At 69.7% G+C, this 15,381-nt stretch carries 17 protein-coding genes and 2 tRNA genes; 13 read left to right on the plus strand and 6 right to left on the minus strand.

The genetic code is table 11. From position 1 onward, the window contains the following. Positions 1 to 7: 7 nt before the first annotated feature. From ACFWGD_RS05585 to ACFWGD_RS05595, 3 genes are read right to left on the minus strand one after another with little or no spacing between them, the layout of a single operon-like run. A complete protein-coding gene (locus tag ACFWGD_RS05585) occupies positions 8 to 274 on the minus strand; it encodes a hypothetical protein (protein ID WP_377777607.1) in 267 nt (88 codons plus the stop codon). 10 nt (positions 275 to 284) lie between these two features. Beyond that, positions 285 to 1,595 carry an ABC1 kinase family protein gene (locus ACFWGD_RS05590; RefSeq protein WP_377777608.1) on the minus strand — a complete coding sequence of 437 codons (1,311 nt, stop codon included), beginning with the start codon at positions 1,593 to 1,595 and terminating at the stop codon, positions 285 to 287. A gap of 16 nt (positions 1,596 to 1,611) precedes the next feature. Next, positions 1,612 to 2,457: a TOMM precursor leader peptide-binding protein gene (locus ACFWGD_RS05595; protein WP_377777609.1), complete on the minus strand. Its 846-nt coding sequence runs from the start codon at positions 2,455 to 2,457 to the stop codon at positions 1,612 to 1,614. Between the two features lie 82 nt (positions 2,458 to 2,539). On the opposite strand from ACFWGD_RS05595, the gene ACFWGD_RS05600 reads away from it, so the two are divergent. Beyond that, a complete protein-coding gene (locus ACFWGD_RS05600) occupies positions 2,540 to 3,076 on the plus strand; it encodes a YgjP-like metallopeptidase domain-containing protein (RefSeq protein ID WP_377777610.1) in 537 nt (178 codons plus the stop codon). Between the two features lie 6 nt (positions 3,077 to 3,082). On the opposite strand, the gene ACFWGD_RS05605 is transcribed toward ACFWGD_RS05600, so the two are convergent. Next, complete coding sequence (locus ACFWGD_RS05605; RefSeq protein WP_377777611.1) at positions 3,083 to 4,498, minus strand: zinc-dependent metalloprotease; 1,416 nt, start codon at positions 4,496 to 4,498, stop codon at positions 3,083 to 3,085. An 82-nt stretch (positions 4,499 to 4,580) separates the two neighbouring features. Here ACFWGD_RS05605 and ACFWGD_RS05610 point away from each other — a divergent pair, with 82 nt between their 5' ends. Further along, the gene (locus tag ACFWGD_RS05610; protein ID WP_377777613.1) at positions 4,581 to 5,603 is read left to right on the plus strand and encodes a PDZ domain-containing protein; all 1,023 of its coding nucleotides are present in this window, start codon (positions 4,581 to 4,583) and stop codon (positions 5,601 to 5,603) included. A gap of 15 nt (positions 5,604 to 5,618) precedes the next feature. Here the strand turns inward: ACFWGD_RS05610 and ACFWGD_RS05615 are convergent, their stop codons facing one another. After that, a complete protein-coding gene (locus ACFWGD_RS05615) occupies positions 5,619 to 7,028 on the minus strand; it encodes an alanine/glycine:cation symporter family protein (RefSeq protein WP_377777614.1) in 1,410 nt (469 codons plus the stop codon). Positions 7,029 to 7,215: 187 nt separating this feature from the next. Between ACFWGD_RS05615 and pgm the strand changes: the two genes are divergently transcribed. The 7 genes from pgm to ACFWGD_RS05650 all read left to right on the plus strand — a co-directional run bounded on the left by pgm (position 7,216) and on the right by ACFWGD_RS05650 (position 11,672). Then, positions 7,216 to 8,871 (plus strand): phosphoglucomutase (alpha-D-glucose-1,6-bisphosphate-dependent), encoded by a 1,656-nt coding sequence (gene pgm, locus ACFWGD_RS05620; protein WP_377777616.1) that lies wholly within the window; start codon positions 7,216 to 7,218, stop codon positions 8,869 to 8,871. 13 nt (positions 8,872 to 8,884) lie between these two features. Beyond that, positions 8,885 to 9,325 carry a MauE/DoxX family redox-associated membrane protein gene (locus ACFWGD_RS05625; protein WP_377777617.1) on the plus strand — a complete coding sequence of 147 codons (441 nt, stop codon included), beginning with the start codon at positions 8,885 to 8,887 and terminating at the stop codon, positions 9,323 to 9,325. Between the two features lie 45 nt (positions 9,326 to 9,370). Next, positions 9,371 to 10,099, plus strand: a complete 729-nt coding sequence (locus ACFWGD_RS05630) for a DsbA family protein (protein ID WP_377777618.1) — start codon at positions 9,371 to 9,373, stop codon at positions 10,097 to 10,099. A gap of 108 nt (positions 10,100 to 10,207) precedes the next feature. Further along, positions 10,208 to 10,280: transfer RNA gene (locus tag ACFWGD_RS05635), tRNA-Ala, on the plus strand. A 61-nt stretch (positions 10,281 to 10,341) separates the two neighbouring features. Further along, a tRNA-Ala gene (locus ACFWGD_RS05640) sits at positions 10,342 to 10,414 on the plus strand. A 182-nt stretch (positions 10,415 to 10,596) separates the two neighbouring features. After that, complete coding sequence (locus ACFWGD_RS05645; RefSeq protein WP_377777619.1) at positions 10,597 to 11,025, plus strand: pyridoxamine 5'-phosphate oxidase family protein; 429 nt, start codon at positions 10,597 to 10,599, stop codon at positions 11,023 to 11,025. Positions 11,026 to 11,117: 92 nt separating this feature from the next. Next, positions 11,118 to 11,672, plus strand: a complete 555-nt coding sequence (locus tag ACFWGD_RS05650; protein WP_377777621.1) for a TetR/AcrR family transcriptional regulator — start codon at positions 11,118 to 11,120, stop codon at positions 11,670 to 11,672. Here the strand turns inward: ACFWGD_RS05650 and nadE are convergent. Then, on the minus strand, positions 11,669 to 12,532 hold the full coding sequence (gene nadE / locus ACFWGD_RS05655) for an ammonia-dependent NAD(+) synthetase (RefSeq protein WP_377777622.1): 864 nt from the start codon (positions 12,530 to 12,532) through the stop codon (positions 11,669 to 11,671). The two genes, ACFWGD_RS05650 and nadE, sit on opposite strands and share 4 nt — an antisense overlap. A gap of 45 nt (positions 12,533 to 12,577) precedes the next feature. Between nadE and ACFWGD_RS05660 the strand changes: the two genes are divergently transcribed. The 4 genes from ACFWGD_RS05660 to nrdI all read left to right on the plus strand — a co-directional run bounded on the left by ACFWGD_RS05660 (position 12,578) and on the right by nrdI (position 15,361). After that, positions 12,578 to 13,954 carry a sugar porter family MFS transporter gene (locus tag ACFWGD_RS05660; RefSeq protein ID WP_377777623.1) on the plus strand — a complete coding sequence of 459 codons (1,377 nt, stop codon included), beginning with the start codon at positions 12,578 to 12,580 and terminating at the stop codon, positions 13,952 to 13,954. 159 nt (positions 13,955 to 14,113) lie between these two features. Further along, on the plus strand, positions 14,114 to 14,236 hold the full coding sequence (ykgO, locus tag ACFWGD_RS05665; RefSeq protein WP_005511141.1) for a type B 50S ribosomal protein L36: 123 nt from the start codon (positions 14,114 to 14,116) through the stop codon (positions 14,234 to 14,236). A gap of 390 nt (positions 14,237 to 14,626) precedes the next feature. Then, the gene (nrdH, locus tag ACFWGD_RS05670) at positions 14,627 to 14,851 is read left to right on the plus strand and encodes a glutaredoxin-like protein NrdH (protein WP_377777624.1); all 225 of its coding nucleotides are present in this window, start codon (positions 14,627 to 14,629) and stop codon (positions 14,849 to 14,851) included. Between the two features lie 87 nt (positions 14,852 to 14,938). Continuing rightward, entirely contained in the window at positions 14,939 to 15,361 is a 423-nt protein-coding gene (gene nrdI, locus ACFWGD_RS05675; protein WP_377777625.1) for a class Ib ribonucleoside-diphosphate reductase assembly flavoprotein NrdI, read from the plus strand. Positions 15,362 to 15,381: the final 20 nt, after the last annotated feature.

A 15,381-nucleotide genomic window follows, 5' to 3' on the forward strand; every position in this document is an offset into this window, starting at 1 on the left:
TGGGCAGCTACCCACCGTCGCCGATGCGGGAACTGGCGGACCAGGCGGCTTCGGCATGCCCGATGGCGAGGTCGAGGGCATCGGCGCAGGCGCGCAGCTCCTCGGCCACCGCATCGGCGGCCTCTGCGGGGGTGATCACCGACGAATCGTCGACGGTCAGCGAACCCCGATCCCACACCTCGGCCGACGCCACCAACTGGCGGACCTGGTCGACGATGCCGGACAACCCCTCGTGGGTCATCCCCACCTGGCCGTACAACTCCTGCGGACGCATGCCGCAGACGCTACCGCGCCCCGCCCAACCCCACCATCTCGGGATAATGCTCCGCGATCACCTGCCGATACGGCGCCGGCGCAGACAACTGCGACAACACGGCGACGGCACCGGCGAGGATGCGGTGGATCATGATGTACCGCTTCGGCATCCCGAACTTCCGGCCCAACTTCGACTGCGGCGACGACGGATCCATGAACGGCCCCATCACCCGCTTCAACCACGCCACCGTGAACACGAAATCATCCTGCGACAACGGCTCCGCGAAAGGCAGCAAAAAGGCCTCGACCTCCTCCGGCGTCAGATCCTTCTCCCGGCCACCGGTGACGTAGCCATGACGGACCGCCAAATCCAGCAGATCCTCCCTGCGCCCATCCACCACGGCGGCGACCAACTCGATCAACGGCCGCGGCAGACCCTCGGGCACGTGGATGCAGGCGCCGAAGTCGATGACGGTGAGGACGCCGTCGTCGGAAAGCAAGAAGTTTCCCGGATGCGGGTCCGTGTGCATCCTCTGCACCAGCCCGGGGGAGGCGAACTCGAAGACCGTCAGCGCCTCCGCGGCCCGCGAGCGCTGCTCCTCGGTGCCGTGGTCGATGATCTCGCCGAGCCGCACGCCCTCGACCCACTCGCTGACCAGGACCTTCGGAGACGACGCGTAGACCTTGGGCACGTGCAGCCGCGGCTCCTGGCCCTGCCCGAACGCGGTGTGGAAGGCGCGCTGGTGGTCCGCCTCGATGCGGTAGTCGAGCTCGTCGAGGACGTTGTCGGCGATCTCGTCGACCAGATCCGACATGTTCATTCCGTCCTCGAGCTGCTGGAGGATGGGGGTGATCATCTTCAATTGGCGCAGATCCGCCCGGATCGCCTTGTCCGCGCCCGGGTACTGCACCTTCACCGCCACCGGCGACCCGTCCGACCACACCGCCTTGTGCACCTGGCCGATCGACGCGGCGGCAACGGGGACATCGTCGAACTCCAGGAAACGATCCCGCCACGCGGTGCCCAACTGCCGGTCCAGCACCCGGTGCACCGACGACGCCGGCAGGGGAGGGGCCTCCGCCTGCAACGACCGCAACGTGCCCGACAGCGGCTCCGCCAACTCATCCGGCAGGATCGGCGCGAAGATGCTCAGCGCCTGCCCGACCTTCATCGCCCCGCCCTTGAGCTCCCCGAGCACCGCCGCCAACTGCTCCGCGGTCTTGCGGGGGTTCGTCGCCCGGCTGCGGGGATTGAGCGCCCGCGCACCCGCCGACAACGGCACCGACGCCAACCGCGCGGCGCGGCGGAACGGGGACCCGGACACCGACTGATCGCTCATGGGGGCCATTGTGCCGCTATCGCGCCCCCGTGCACACCGGGCACTGCGGATGCGGCAGCAGCGGGCGCACCCCGCCGGCCGCCCCGAGCGGGTCGACCACGGTCTCCGCGCCGCGCAGGACGGAGGGCCCGCGCATGCCGTCGTCATCCGGTCCGACGGCAATGAGCTGCGCCACGACCGTCGCGATGGTCGCGGTCACCGTCTCCGGCGGCGCCGTCCCGATCCTCCCCGCCAGCTGCAGCGCCAGCACGCGGCGGGCGGGATCGTCGTCGGCGCGGTGGGCTTCCGCGCAGGCGGGGCACGGCGCCTGCGGGTCGGGGACCCAGGGGCCGACGACGCCGGCACCGTCGCGAAGCACGACCGACAGGTGCGGGATGCCGCGCCCCCGCAGCGTCGCCAGCAGGGGCGCGTCCGGCACCTCGAAGCCGGTGAGCACCACCGCGCCGACGGAGTCGACGGGTTCGCGCGCGATCCACCGCCGCGTCCCCGCATCCGGCAGGCGCGACACCGGCTGCCATCCGCGCACGCGCAGCGCGTCGGCCAGCCGCGGGCGCAGGCCATCGCGGCCGATGAGGGTCACCGGGCCCGGGTCGCGGTGCTTTTCGACGAGCCCCGCCCGCCCCAACTCCGCCACCAGCATCGAGCGCACCGCGGCGGGCAATTCGGTGCAGGACAGGGCGTCGGACACGCAGGCGCCGCGGGTGCCGTCGAGGAGGGCGGAAAATACGGGGCCGGGGGAGATGCCGTCGGGAAGCGGAAAAATCACGCACGTGCGCGGATCGGCCCCGAACTGGATGCGCCCGCCCGGGCGCAGCAGCACCGGGACGTGGCGGTGCAGAAGCACCGGCGTCTTTACCCCCATGCCGACACTGAAGCACGCCCGCCCCACACGCGCACCCGGCGAAACGTCCCGTTTCACCCCCGAACCCGTCTACGCTGGGGTCATGGACCGCAAGCGCCCGAATCGCGACCGACCCGACTACGGGCCGGACGTCGAAGTGCGGCGCTCCAAGCGGCGCCGGCGCACCGTGTCCGCGCGGGCGGAGGGCAGCCGGATCGTGGTCATGGTCCCCGACGATCTGCCCGACGACGAGGAACGCAGCCAGGTCGCCGAGATCGTCGAGAGGGTCCGCCACAAGGTGGGCAACAACCTGGACAACGACGCGCTGGACAAGCGCGCCCGGCGGCTGGCACGCACCGTGTTGGAGGGCAGGCCGCGCATCCAGTCGATCACGTGGGTGCGCAACATGTCGCGCCGCTGGGCGTCGGTGACCGGCGACCCGGGCCGGATCCGGGTCTCGCACCGGCTTGCCGACGTCCCCGAGTACGTCCTCGACGACGTCATCATCCACGAACTGGTGCACACCTTCATCGAGGACGGCCACTCCGACGAATTCTGGGAATGGGCCGCGAAAGCCCCGCACCACGAACGGGCGCGGGGCTATCTCGAGGCGTATCAGCGATGGGGCGTGCGGTCCTAGGCCGTTCTAGCTGTCGCCCTCTCGCTTTTCGCGCTCGTCGCCCTCTTCGGCCTCCTTGCGCAGCTGGTCCTCCAGCGCCGCGATGGGGTCGAAGTCGTCGGAGGAATCGCCGCCGAGCACGCCGTCGATGAACTCGGCGGAGTTGTCCAGGTCCTCGGCCACCGGCAGGAAGTCCGGGTGGTCCCACACGCCGTCGCGGCGGTCGACGCCGACGGCGGTGGTCAGGCGGCGCCACAGGTCGGCGGCCTCGCGGACCTTGGGGGCACCCAGGTCGATGCCCGTCGCCTTTTCCAGGGCCTTCTCCGCGCCGCCGGACACCCGACGGCGGCGCCAGGCCTCGTCGAGCTGCACGGCACCGGGCAGGCGCTCGCCCAGGGCGTCCTCCACCACGACGTCGACCCAGCCCTCGACCAGCGCGAGGAGGGTCTCCAGGCGGGTGCGGGCGTGCTGGTTGGCCGAGGTGATCTTCGGCGACAGGTCCATGTTCTGCATGGCCGACATGGCCTCCTGCAGCTTCGACGGATCCTGCATCGACTCCAGGTCCAGGCCGCGGGCGGCTTCCTCCACGCCGGAGTAGTCCATGACCAGGCCGGAGGCGTACTCCTCGACCGACGAGATCATCCGCTCGACCAGCCACGGCACGCGGTCGTACAGGCGCTGGTGGGCGGCCTCGCGGGCGGCGGCGTAGACGTAGAGCTCCCGGGCGGGCAGCTCCAGCTCCTCTGCCAGCGCCGTCAGGTGCGTCGGCAGCAGCGCCGCGGCGCCGGTGGTGTGCAGCGGCAGGCCCAGGTCGGAGCCGGTCAGGGCGTCCTTGGCCAGATCCGCCAGTGCGCCGCCGAGCTGGACGCCGAAGTTCATGGAGTTCATCCGGCCCATCATCCCGAGCATCGGGCCCATCATCTCGCGGGCCTGCTCCGGCATGCCCGCGACGGAGGCCTCCGCCATCTGCTCGGCAACCGGATCGACGATGCGCTTCCACGTCGGCAACGTGTGCTCGAGCCACTGCAGGGAATTCCACCCCTCGGCGCGGTTGGCGCCGGCGGGCAGCGCCGTGGCCTCGTCAAGCCAGAGCTCGGCGAGGCGCAGCGCGTCGGCAAGCGCCTCCCGCTCCGACTCGCGGACCGGCGCAACCTGGCCGATGCGCTGGCGGGCGATGCGCTCGGTGACCGCATGATCCACCGGCGCCCCGGCCTCGGCGCCGCCGGGCTGTCCCATGCCGGACATCATCTGCCCCAATTGGTTGAGGAAGTCCCCCAGGCCCGCCTGGCCACCCTGGCCGCCCTGGCCGCCCATCGGGAATCCGAAGATGCCGAAGTCGCCGAAGGGGTTCTGGCCGCCGGAGCCGCCGGAGCCGCCGTTGTCGCGGCCCTTGTCGCGCTCGTCATCGTCGTCGGGCGAGAATCCGAATCCCTGTCCACTCATGCCCCCAACCGTACCGGCGCGCGGTGGCGGGGTCACGATGCTCGCGCAGGGCGAACACGATGCACCGGTATGGTTGGCGTTCGTGAATCGCCGCACCAGAACTCTCCTCGTCGGCGCCGCGCCGATCCTGGCGCTGGCGGCCGTGCTGTCGTCGCCGTCCGTCTCCGTCCCGTTCGCGGCCGAGGGCCCGGGCCCGCTTTTCGACGTCCTCGGCGACATCGACGGCAATGAGGCGGTCGTGGTCACCGGGGGCGACGCCGATCCGTCGGGCGGCGAGCTGAACATGACCACCGTCGCCGTGGCGCACCGGCTGTCGCTGGCGCAGGTGATGGGCATGTGGGCCGACCCGGATCAGCGCGTCGTGCCCATCGAGGCCGTGTTCCCCCCGGGGCTGAGCCAGGACGACGTGAAGGAGCGCAACGCGCTGCTGTTCTCGGACTCCGAGGCCAACGCCACCGCGTCGGCGCTGCGGCAGCTGGGGTTGCCCATCGAGGTGACCGTCGCGATGGTGTCCGAGGATGGCGCGGCCGAGGGCGTGCTGGAGGAGGGCGACGTGCTGCGCGCCATCGACGGCGACGCGGTCGACCGCCCCGAGACGCTGCAGCGCACCGTCGCCGCGCATGCCCCGGGCGACCGGGTGCGCCTCGACGTCGTCCGCGACGGCAAGGACGAGACGATCGAGGTCGAGCTGGGCCAGCACCCGGACGATGAGGGCGTCGCGTTCCTGGGCATCGGCATGGCCGCCCAGCCGGCCGGCGACGTGACGGTGGAATACAACGTTTCCGGCGTCGGCGGGCCGTCGGCGGGCCTGATGCTGTCGCTGGCCGTCGTGGACAAGCTCAGCCCCGGCGACCTCACCGAGGGCCGCACCATCGCGGGCACCGGGTCCATCGACGGCGTCGGCGTCGTCGGCGCGATCGGCGGCATCACCCACAAGATCGCCGCCGCCCGCGAGGCCGGGGCGGAGATGTTCCTGGTGCCCTCCGACAACTGCTCCGAGGCCCTGACCGCCGAGGCCGGGGACATGAAGCTGATCAGCGTGAAAACGCTCGACGCCGCGGTCGAGGCCCTGGAGGACCCCGCCGCGGCGCCGGCGTGCAGCTGACCCGGGTGAGCGGGATTAGCGACCGGAGATGACCCGGTTGCGCTCCCACTCGTGGACCTCCTTGGCCGACGCCCGCAGCTGCGGGTCGAAGTCCAGATAGGCCTTGGTTTCGCGGGCGATGAGGCCCGACAGGATGACCAGGCCGATGAGGTTCGGCAGGGCCATGAGGCCGTTGAGCGCGGAGGCGAACGCCCACACGGTCTCCAGCGAGGTCACCGCGCCGACGTAGACTACGCAGGTGAAGATGAAGCGGTAGGGGATGGTGCCGCGGCGGCCGACGAGGGACTCGAAGGCGCGCTCGCCGTAGTACGACCAGCCCAGCATGGTGGAGAAGGCGAAGAACACGATCGACAGCGCGACGATCGCGCCGCCGAACTCGCCCGGCAGGCCGGCGGAGAAGGCGTGGGCGGTCATGGCGCCGGCGTCGTCGGCGCCCTCTTCCCAGGCGCCGGTGGTGATGATGACCAGGCCGGTGAAGGACACGACGATGAGGGTGTCGATGAACGTCTGCGTCATGGACACCAGGCCCTGGCGCACGGGGTGGGTGGTCGTCGCGGCGGCCGCGGCAATGGCGCCGGAGCCCATGCCGGACTCGTTGGAGAACAGGCCGCGGGCGACGCCCATCTGGATGGCCAGGATGATGCCGGCGCCGGTGAAGCCGCCGACGGCGGAGGTGCCGGTGAAGGCGTCGGTGAAGATCAGCGCGATGGCCGAGGGGATGTCGGCGACGTTGACCACGAGGACCCAGATCGCGGCGGCGATGTAAAGGATGATCATCATGGGCACGAACGCGGCGGTGACGCGGCCGATGGACTTGATGCCGCCCATGAGCACGGCGCCGACGAGGACGAACATGATCGCGCCGGTGGCCTCGACCGGCAGGCCGAAGGCGCTTTCCAGGTTGCCGGCCACGGCGTTGCCCTGGGTGAGGTTGCCGATGCCGAACGCCGCGATGGCGGCGAAGACGGCGAACAAGTAGGCCAGCACCTTGCCGAAGGAGTTCGGGATGGCCTTCTTCAGGTAATACTGCGGGCCGCCGGACTGCTCGCCCGCGGCGTCGACGGTGCGGTACTTCACGCCGAGGAACGCCTCGCCGTACTTCGATGCCATGCCGACGAGGCCGGTGACCCACATCCAGAACAGGGCGCCCGGGCCGCCCAGGCCGATGGCGGTGGCCACGCCGACGATGTTGCCGACGCCGACGGTGGCGGCCAGGGCGGTGGACAGGGCCTGGTACTGGGTGATGTCGCCCTCGCCGCCATCGTCCTTGCGGTCGATGAGGCCGAGGCGCAGCGCCGGGCCGAGCATGCGCAGCTGGACCATGCCGAGGCGGATGGTCAGCCACAGGCCCGTGCCCAGCAGCAGCGGGATGAGCAGGAATGGGCTCCAGACGAAGGAGTCGAGAGCGCTGAAAAATTCGTTCATGGGGGAGAAGTTACAGTCAGCCCACCCCGAAACGGGCGCGGAATGGCCCCAAAACCTTGGATTTAACGCAGAAATAACGAAGCGGGGCCTGTGCCGCCCCCGAATGGCCCGCACGGCGCTGCGGCGATGCGCGAAAAGGGGAACACTGGAAGGGAACGGTTCCATGCCGCACACAGGAGGACACACCATGGCCCACGAGCGCGCCGGGCAGCTCGCCCAGCCCCAGGATCTGATCGACGTCGCCGAGCTGGTGACCGCGTACTACACCCGCCACCCGGAGCCGGGGAACCCGGACCAGGCCGTCACCTTCGGCACTTCCGGCCACCGCGGATCGTCGCTGGACACGGCCTTCAACGAGGATCACATCCACGCCACGACCCAGGCCATCGTCGATTACCGCGCCGGCCAGGGCATCGAGGGGCCGCTCTTCATCGGCCGCGACACCCACGGGCTGTCCGAGCCGGCGATGATCTCCGCGCTGGAGGTGCTCACCGCCAATGGCGTCACCGTCATGGTCGACGCGCAGGGCCGCTACACCCCGACCCCGGCCGTCAGCCACGCGATCCTGCAGCACAACCGGGACTTCGACGGCGGCCCGAACGGCTCCGACAAGCGCCGCGCCGACGGCATCGTGGTCACCCCCTCGCACAACCCGCCGCGCGACGGCGGCTTCAAGTACAACCCGCCCACGGGCGGGCCGGCCGACGCCGACGCCACCGACTGGATCGCCGCGCGCGCCAACGATTACCTGGCGAAGGGGCTCGACGGGGTCAAGCGGCAGTCGGTCGACAAGGCCGGGGACCTCGTCGTCAAGCACGACTACCTGAACAACTACGTCGCCGACCTGCCCAACGTGGTCAACCTGGAAGCGATCCGCGACGCGGGCGTGAAGATCGGCGCCGACCCGATGGGCGGCGCGTCCGTCGACTACTGGGGCGCCATCGCCGACGCGCACGGCCTGGACCTCACCGTGGTCAATCCGCAGGTCGATGCGACGTGGCGGTTCATGACGCTCGACACCGACGGCAAGATCCGCATGGACTGCTCCAGCCCCAACGCGATGGCGTCGCTGATCGGCAACCGCGACAAGTTCGACGTGTCCACGGGCAACGATGCCGATGCGGACCGGCATGGCATCGTCACCCCCGACGCGGGGCTGATGAACCCGAACCACTACCTGGCCGTGGCCATCGACTACCTCTTCGCCAACCGCCCGGGCTGGGCCGCCGACACCGCCGTGGGCAAGACGCTGGTGTCGTCGTCGATGGTCGACCGCGTGGTCGCCGACCTCGGACGGAAGCTCGTCGAGGTGCCGGTCGGCTTCAAGTGGTTCGTGCCGGGCCTGATGGACGGCACGGTCGGCTTCGGCGGCGAGGAGTCCGCGGGCGCATCGTTCCTGCGCCACGACGGCACCGTGTGGTCGACCGACAAGGACGGCCTGATCATGGACCTGCTGGCCGCCGAGATCATCGCCGTGACCGGCAAGACCCCGTCGCAGCGCTACGCGGAACTGGCCGAGAAGTTCGGAGCCCCCGCCTACGCGCGCACCGACGCCGACGCCAACCGCGAGCAGAAGGCGATCCTGAAGAAGCTCTCGCCCGAGCAGGTCACCGCCGACACCCTGGCCGGCGAGGCGATCACCGCCAAGCTCACCGAGGCGCCCGGCAACGGCGCGGCCATCGGCGGCCTGAAGGTGACCACGGAGAACGCCTGGTTCGCCGCGCGCCCGTCGGGCACGGAGGACAAGTACAAGATCTACGCCGAGTCCTTCAAGGGCGAGGACCACCTCAAGCAGGTGCAGGCCGAGGCGCAGGACGTCGTCTCGCAGGTGCTGGGCTCGTAGATCGGCCCAGGGGATGCTCAACCTGATCAGCTTCATCGCCCGCTTCGGGCTCGCCGCCGTGTGGCTGTGGTCGGGGTCGGTGAAGCTGGTCAATCCGCTGGACAGCGAGCAGGCGATCGCCGCCTACGAGCTGCTGCCGGAGGGGGCGACGGTCGCGCTGGCGGTGGTGCTGCCTGCGGTGGAGCTGGTGCTGGGGCTGATGCTGCTGCTCGGGGTCTTCCTGCGGGGAGCGGGCGCGGTCTCGGCGATCATCCTGTTGGCGTTCATCCTCGGCGTCGCCTCCGCGTGGGCGCGGGGGCTGAGCATCGACTGCGGGTGCTTCGGCGGGGGCGGCTACAACGCGGACGCGGGGGCGGCGTCGTACCTCACCTCGATCGGCCGGGACATGCTGTTCCTGGCCATGGCCGCGTGGACGGTGTGGCGCCCGTTCACCCGGGGGGCGGTACGGCCCTGATTCGTGCGCGTGACCTGCGGGCGGCGGCCCGCTACTGTGAAGTCCGTGAGCACCAAGATCAAAAACCCGAACCAGAAGGGCTCCGGCTTCGTCGTCGGCATCATCGCCCTCATCGCCATCGTCGCCGTGGTCATCGGCGTCGTCCTGTACATGGGGCGCAACCAGCCGATCGAGGGCCTGCCGGACGAGGACGTGTCCTTCTCGGTCCAGGCCGACGGCAACGTCGTCCGACTCGCCTCCGATGACGCCGCCGACGACGCCGTCGTCGCCGAGGTCTTCGAGGACTACTCCTGCCGCTTCTGCGCCGAGATGGCCCAGGGCGGCCACGGCGACCAGCTGAAGGCGCTCAACGACGGCGAGCTCGTCGTCGAGTACCACTCGCTGAACTTCCTGGACCGCAGCGGCCCGGCGCACTCGACCAAGTCCATCGCCGTCATGCACCGCATCGCGGAGTCCGGCGACGCGCGCCTGTTCTGGAACTTCCACACCCTGATGATGGAGGACATCCAGGCCGCCTCGCGCTGGGAGGACGAGGACTTCGCCGAGCGCCTCGAGGCCATGGACGCGCCGTCCGACGTCGTCGAGGACGTCCGCAATGGCCTGGACGTCGACGCCGCCGACAAGATCGGCAAAGCCAACGGCGAGAAGCTCAACGGCTACATCGGCGGCGTCTCCTCGCCGCACGTCATCGTCGACGGCAACGACGTCACCCCGAAGGAGAACGGCACCCTGGGCGACTGGGTCAAGGCCGCCCTCGACGCCGGCCGCTCCTAGGCCCGCGGTCATCCGGCCACCTGGGGATTTGGGTAATCCCCGGGTGGCCGTGTAATTTACAGGGAGTCCGAAACGGGTGCCGGGAGGTGCCCGCCGAGGAATGAATACGGGGCTATGGCGCAGCTGGTAGCGCACCACACTGGCAGTGTGGGGGTCAGGGGTTCGAGTCCCCTTAGCTCCACTGGAAAACGGTTCGCCGCTTTCCCGTGGCCGCGAGAGATCGCGGAAACATAATTTGATACGGGGCTATGGCGCAGCTGGTAGCGCACCACACTGGCAGTGTGGGGGTCAGGGGTTCGAGTCCCCTTAGCTCCACTCCGACGGCGGGGCCGCACCTGGGAAACCGGGTGCGGCCCCGCTTTTTTGCGGCCACCCCCTAACGCCGTTCGCCACGGGCGGGCCCGTCACCTGCGCAGTCGCGTCGTCAAGCACGATCGGCGCAGGTGGTGCGGGGGGCGGGCCTGCGTGAAATTCCGCGCGGTGGAACAATGGACGCCATGACCGAAAACAATGACGTGATCCGGAAGCTGTCCGACGAGGAATCCCTCGAACTGCTGTCGACCAAGACCTTCGGCCGGCTGGTCGTGCGCCGCAAGGACGACATGGATCTGTTCCCGCTCAACTACGTCGTCCACGAAGGCGCGATCTACTTCCGCACCGCGGAGGGGTCGAAGCTGTTCAGCCTCACCCTCAACGACGACGTGCTGTTCGAGGCCGACAACGTGGACTCGGCGGCGGAGGAGGCGTGGTCGGTCATCGTCAAGGGCACCGCCCGCGCGCTGAAGTCCAACGACGAGATCGCCAAGGCCGACGAGCTGCCGCTGAAGCCGTGGCTGCCGACGCTGAAGTACAACTACGTCGTGGTCACCCCGGGCGACATCTCCGGCCGCAAGTTCCACCTCGGCGACGAGCCGGAGCGCTACTAGCCTTTTCCGGCAAAGCCGCCCGCCCCCGCGCCAACGGCGCTACCCTCCGGATTGTGACCAGCATCATAAACATTCCGGAGGTTGATGCTCCCATGTCAGAGGCACGCGAGCATGAGCACACCATCGCCGCGCCCGGCCAGCATTCGCCGCGCGTCCAGCACATCCTGGACGAGGCGCGGGCGATGCTGCGCGAGTCCGGGTGGCGCAACGTCAGCATGAGGCGGCTGGCCGCCCGGCTCAACGTGAAGGCGCCGTCGCTGTACAAGCACATCACCGGCAAGGACGAGCTGTACCGGCTGCTTCTCGACGAAACCCTGCGCAACCTCGGCGGGGCACTGCATGCCGCCGTGGAAGACGACCCGTGCCCGCGGGCGCTGCTGCAGGTGTACCGGCGGGCGGCGGCCGCCGACCCACACGGCTACCGGCTGATCAGCCGCACCCGCGTGGTGAACATGGTCGAGCCCACCGATCTGGACCGGTGGATCCGCGAGCCGTTCACCCGCGTCACCGGCGGCGACGAAGCGCGCGGCCTGGCGCTGTGGGCCTTCGCCCATGGCCTGGTCACCGCGGAGCTGGTGCAGGACTCCGGCCACACCGCCGATCCCGTGTGGCTGGCCGGCGCGGACGCCTTCGCCCCGGAGAGCTAGCTGCGCCACCAGTCCTGCGAGGGCCCCGGGGGAGTGGCCCTCTTGTGGCGGCTGATCCGCCACAGGTGCTCGATGCGCTCCGCGTCGGCGTCCGAGACCTCGCGGCCCTCCAGGTAGGAGTCGATGGCCGAGTAGGTGACGCCCAGGGCGACCTCGTCGGGAAGCGAGGGGCGGTCCTCCTCCAGATCCGCGGTGGGGACCTTCGTCCACGTCGACGACGGGGCGCCCAGGTGCTCGAGCAGGCGCGCGCCCTGCCCCTTGGTCAGGCCCTCGAGGGGGATCAGGTCGACGCCGCCGTCGCCGTGCTTGGTGAAGAACCCCGTCACCGCCTCCGCCGCGTGGTCCGTGCCCACCACCAGCAGCCCCCGCTCGCCGGCGATGGCGTACTGGGCGATCATGCGCTGGCGGGCCTTGACGTTGCCCTTGTTGAAGTCGCCCAGGCCCCGGATCTTCAGGGCTTCGGACACCGCCTCGTCGACCGCATCGGTCGCGGGCTCGATGTTGACCACCACCGACTCGTCGGGGTCGATGAACCGCAGCGCGGTCTGGGCGTCGTCCTCGTCGGCCTGGACGCCGTGGGGCAGGCGCACCGCGATGAACACCGGGTCCGCGAGGTGATCGGGAGTGGTGCCGCCGGCGTCGGCGCGCACCCGCTCCACGGCCATCTGCGCCAGCTTGCCCGCCAGCGTCGAGTCCTGGCCGCCGGAAATGCCCAGCACGAAGCCGCGGGCGCCGGTGGCGGCGAGGTAGTCGGACAGGAAGGTCACGCGGGCCTCGATCTCCGCGGCGGGATCGATGTCCGGGGACACGTTCAGCTCGCCGATGATGCGTTCGCGGAGGCCGTCCTTCGGGGTGCTCATGGGCCCCAGGGTACGTCGGCGACGTTTCGGCGATGTGACGGTGGCATGATTGCCCCCGTGAACACCGCGCAAACCACCCACGGCTCCGGCCGCGCCATCGCAGTCGCCGTCATCGCCGCCCTCGGCGGCCTGCTGTTCGGATACGACACCGGCGTGATCTCCGGGGCCCTCCTCTACATCCAGCGCTCCTTCGAGCTCACCGCCGCGCAGGAATCGACCGTCACGGCGATGCTGCTGGTCGGCGCCGCGATCGGCGCCTTCACGGGCGGCCGCGTCGCCGACGCCATCGGCCGCCGGGCCACCGTGCTCATCGGCGCGGTCGGCTTCATCGCCGGCAGCCTGTGGTGCGCGGTCGCGGGCTCGGCCTTCGAGCTCGGCGCGGCGCGCACGCTGCTGGGCGTGTGCATCGGCGGCGTGTCCATCGTCGTGCCCATGTACATCTCCGAGATGTCGCCGCCGCACATCCGCGGCCGCCTGGTCAGCCTCAACTCGCTGATGATCGTCATCGGCCAGCTCATCGCGTTCCTGACCAACTCCGCGCTGGCCGAGTCCGGCTCGTGGCGCCTGATGCTGGGCCTGGGCGCGGTGCCGGCGGTCGTGCTGCTCGTCGGCATGCTGCTGTTGCCCGACACCCCCGCGTACCTGCTGCGCCGCAACCGCCGCGACCGGGCGCTGAAGGTGCTGCGGGACATGCACGGGCCGCAGGCGGAGCTTTCCGACGTCGAGATCGCCGAGGGGTCCATGAGCGAGGACCAGCGCGCGGCCGAACGCGCGGCGCTGAAGGTGCCGTGGATCCGGCGGACGGTGATCATCGCCATGCTCATCGGCGTCACCCAGCAGGTCACCGGCGCGAACGCCATCATGTACTTCGCCCCGACGATGATGAACAAGGTCGGCCTGTCGGCGGAGAACTCGGTGTACACCTCCATTCTCATCGGCACGGTGTCGGTCATCGCCTGCGCGGCGGGCATGGCCATCATCGACCGGGTCGGCCGCCGGAAGATGCTCATCATCGGCCTGTCCGGCTGCGCGGCGTCGCTGGCCGTGCTCGCCCCGGTCTACGGCCTGGCGTCGGATTCGCAGACCGGTGCCATGGCGTCTCTGGGCCTGATGGCCGTGTTCATCGCCTTCCAGCAGGCGGCGGTGTCGGTGGCCACGTGGCTGCTCATCTCCGAGATCGTGCCGGCGGAGGTCCGCGGCGCCGGCATGGGCCTGGCCGGCCTGGCGCTGTGGGCGGCCAACTGGTTCGTCGCGCAGTCCTTCCTGCCCATGGTCGACGCGTGGGGAGGGTCGTGGTCCTTCCTCTTCTTCGCCGTCACCGGCGCGATGGCCCTGGCGTTCACGTGGAAGATGGTCCCGGAAACCACCGGCCGCTCCCTGTCCGAGGTCAGCGCCGAACTGCGCGCCGGCGCCGCCCGGTAGAGGGCTTTTTGTGGTTGCGGCGGCCGTTGGGTAACATGGCCGTTCGTGTCGTGGCGCCGCAGGTCGGCGCCACCGGGTTGTCGCATTGTCCGCCGCGTTTTCGCAGGCGTGGCGCGGCCCGCCACCGCCCACAGGAGCCGAGAAGAAAGGAGCGCCCGAATGAAGGTCCGCAAGTCCCTTCGGTCGCTGAAGAACAAGCCGGGCGCCCAGGTCGTGCGCCGCCGTGGCAAGGTCTACGTGATCAACAAGAAGGAGCCGCGCTTCAAGGCCCGCCAGGGTTAAGAGCGACGAGCTTCCCGCCGCGCCGCATGGATCCACGGATCCATGCGGCGCGGTTTCTTTTTCCCCGGGTCCCGACGTTGTCCGATAGTGGTTTCGGGCGTTCGCCGATTGGTGCTTTTCTGCGAATTTTGACGATTTGCCGGGATTTTCGGGGATGCGGCCACTAAATCACAAGGTTGTGAGGCCGCAGCGCCCCACATGTAGTGCCGGGCAAAACCCCATCCTGGGAATACCCGACTTGTAACTACTACATGTAGTAGCGCTGGCCTTTTATTGACCCCAAGTGTAGTGTTTCTGGTGTTGCGCCGCACAGGGCGCCGGCCGGAGAAACCGATTGGGCTCGCCGGCCGTGAATCCTCGAACCGACTGATCTGAAGGAACGTGCGAGACATGGTCACCGTCTACAGCAAGCCCGCCTGCGTGCAGTGCCGCGCCACCACCCGAGCCCTGGACAAGGCCGGCATCTCCTACGACGTCGTGGACATCACCCTCGACGACGGCGCCCGCGACTACGTCATGGCGCTGGGCCACCTTCAGGCCCCGGTCGTGGACACCGGGTCCGAAACCTGGTCGGGGTTCCGCCCCGACCGCATCAAGGCCCTCCTGGCCGCGTAACACCGCGGGCCAACCTCCCGGCCGTGGATTTTCCGACGATCGATTTCGGAAAGCCCACGGCCTTTCGTTGAAGGGTGGCGAAAGCCATTGTTCGTCGTCTATTTCTCGTCCGCCACCGGCAACACCCACAAGTTCGTGCAGAAGCTGGGGATCCCGAACGCGAGGATCCCCATCCACCGCACCGAGCCGGAGCTGCTGGTCGACGAGCCCTACGTGCTGATCGTCCCCACCTACGGGGGAGGGTCGTCCATCACGGGGGACAAATCCCGGCCGGTGCCGCCGCAGGTGATCCGGTTCCTGAACAACGAGCACAACCGCTCGCTGATCAGGGGCGTGATCTCGGCCGGCAACACCAACTTCGGCATCGACTACGGCCTGGCCGGCGAGGTGGTGGCCAAGAAATGCAAGGTGCCCTACGTCTACCGGTTCGAGCTGATGGGCAACGACGAGGACGTGGCGACCGTACGATCCGGGCTGGCGGACTTTTTCCAGCATCGCGCGGCCTCCTGACCGACGCCGGACCATGCGCG

Source organism: Corynebacterium sp. NPDC060344 (genome assembly GCF_042725215.1).
Lineage (GTDB): Bacteria > Actinomycetota > Actinomycetes > Mycobacteriales > Mycobacteriaceae > Corynebacterium.

Excerpts from the sequence above, each read along its gene's own strand:
- ACFWGD_RS05615 (WP_377777614.1), bottom strand. The coding sequence starts at position 7,028 with ATGAACGAATTTTTCAGCGCTCTCGACTCCTTCGTCTGGAGCCCATTC.
- ACFWGD_RS05600 (WP_377777610.1), top strand. The coding sequence starts at position 2,540 with ATGGACCGCAAGCGCCCGAATCGCGACCGACCCGACTACGGGCCGGAC.
- pgm (WP_377777616.1), top strand. The coding sequence starts at position 7,216 with ATGGCCCACGAGCGCGCCGGGCAGCTCGCCCAGCCCCAGGATCTGATC.
- ACFWGD_RS05625 (WP_377777617.1), top strand. The coding sequence starts at position 8,885 with ATGCTCAACCTGATCAGCTTCATCGCCCGCTTCGGGCTCGCCGCCGTG.
- ACFWGD_RS05650 (WP_377777621.1), top strand. The coding sequence starts at position 11,118 with ATGTCAGAGGCACGCGAGCATGAGCACACCATCGCCGCGCCCGGCCAG.
- ACFWGD_RS05605 (WP_377777611.1), bottom strand. The coding sequence starts at position 4,498 with ATGAGTGGACAGGGATTCGGATTCTCGCCCGACGACGATGACGAGCGC.
- ACFWGD_RS05645 (WP_377777619.1), top strand. The coding sequence starts at position 10,597 with ATGACCGAAAACAATGACGTGATCCGGAAGCTGTCCGACGAGGAATCC.
- ACFWGD_RS05585 (WP_377777607.1), bottom strand. The coding sequence starts at position 274 with ATGCGTCCGCAGGAGTTGTACGGCCAGGTGGGGATGACCCACGAGGGG.
- ykgO (WP_005511141.1), top strand. The coding sequence starts at position 14,114 with ATGAAGGTCCGCAAGTCCCTTCGGTCGCTGAAGAACAAGCCGGGCGCC.
- ACFWGD_RS05590 (WP_377777608.1), bottom strand. The coding sequence starts at position 1,595 with ATGAGCGATCAGTCGGTGTCCGGGTCCCCGTTCCGCCGCGCCGCGCGG.
- ACFWGD_RS05595 (WP_377777609.1), bottom strand. The coding sequence starts at position 2,457 with ATGGGGGTAAAGACGCCGGTGCTTCTGCACCGCCACGTCCCGGTGCTG.
- nrdH (WP_377777624.1), top strand. The coding sequence starts at position 14,627 with ATGGTCACCGTCTACAGCAAGCCCGCCTGCGTGCAGTGCCGCGCCACC.
- ACFWGD_RS05660 (WP_377777623.1), top strand. The coding sequence starts at position 12,578 with ATGATTGCCCCCGTGAACACCGCGCAAACCACCCACGGCTCCGGCCGC.
- nadE (WP_377777622.1), bottom strand. The coding sequence starts at position 12,532 with ATGAGCACCCCGAAGGACGGCCTCCGCGAACGCATCATCGGCGAGCTG.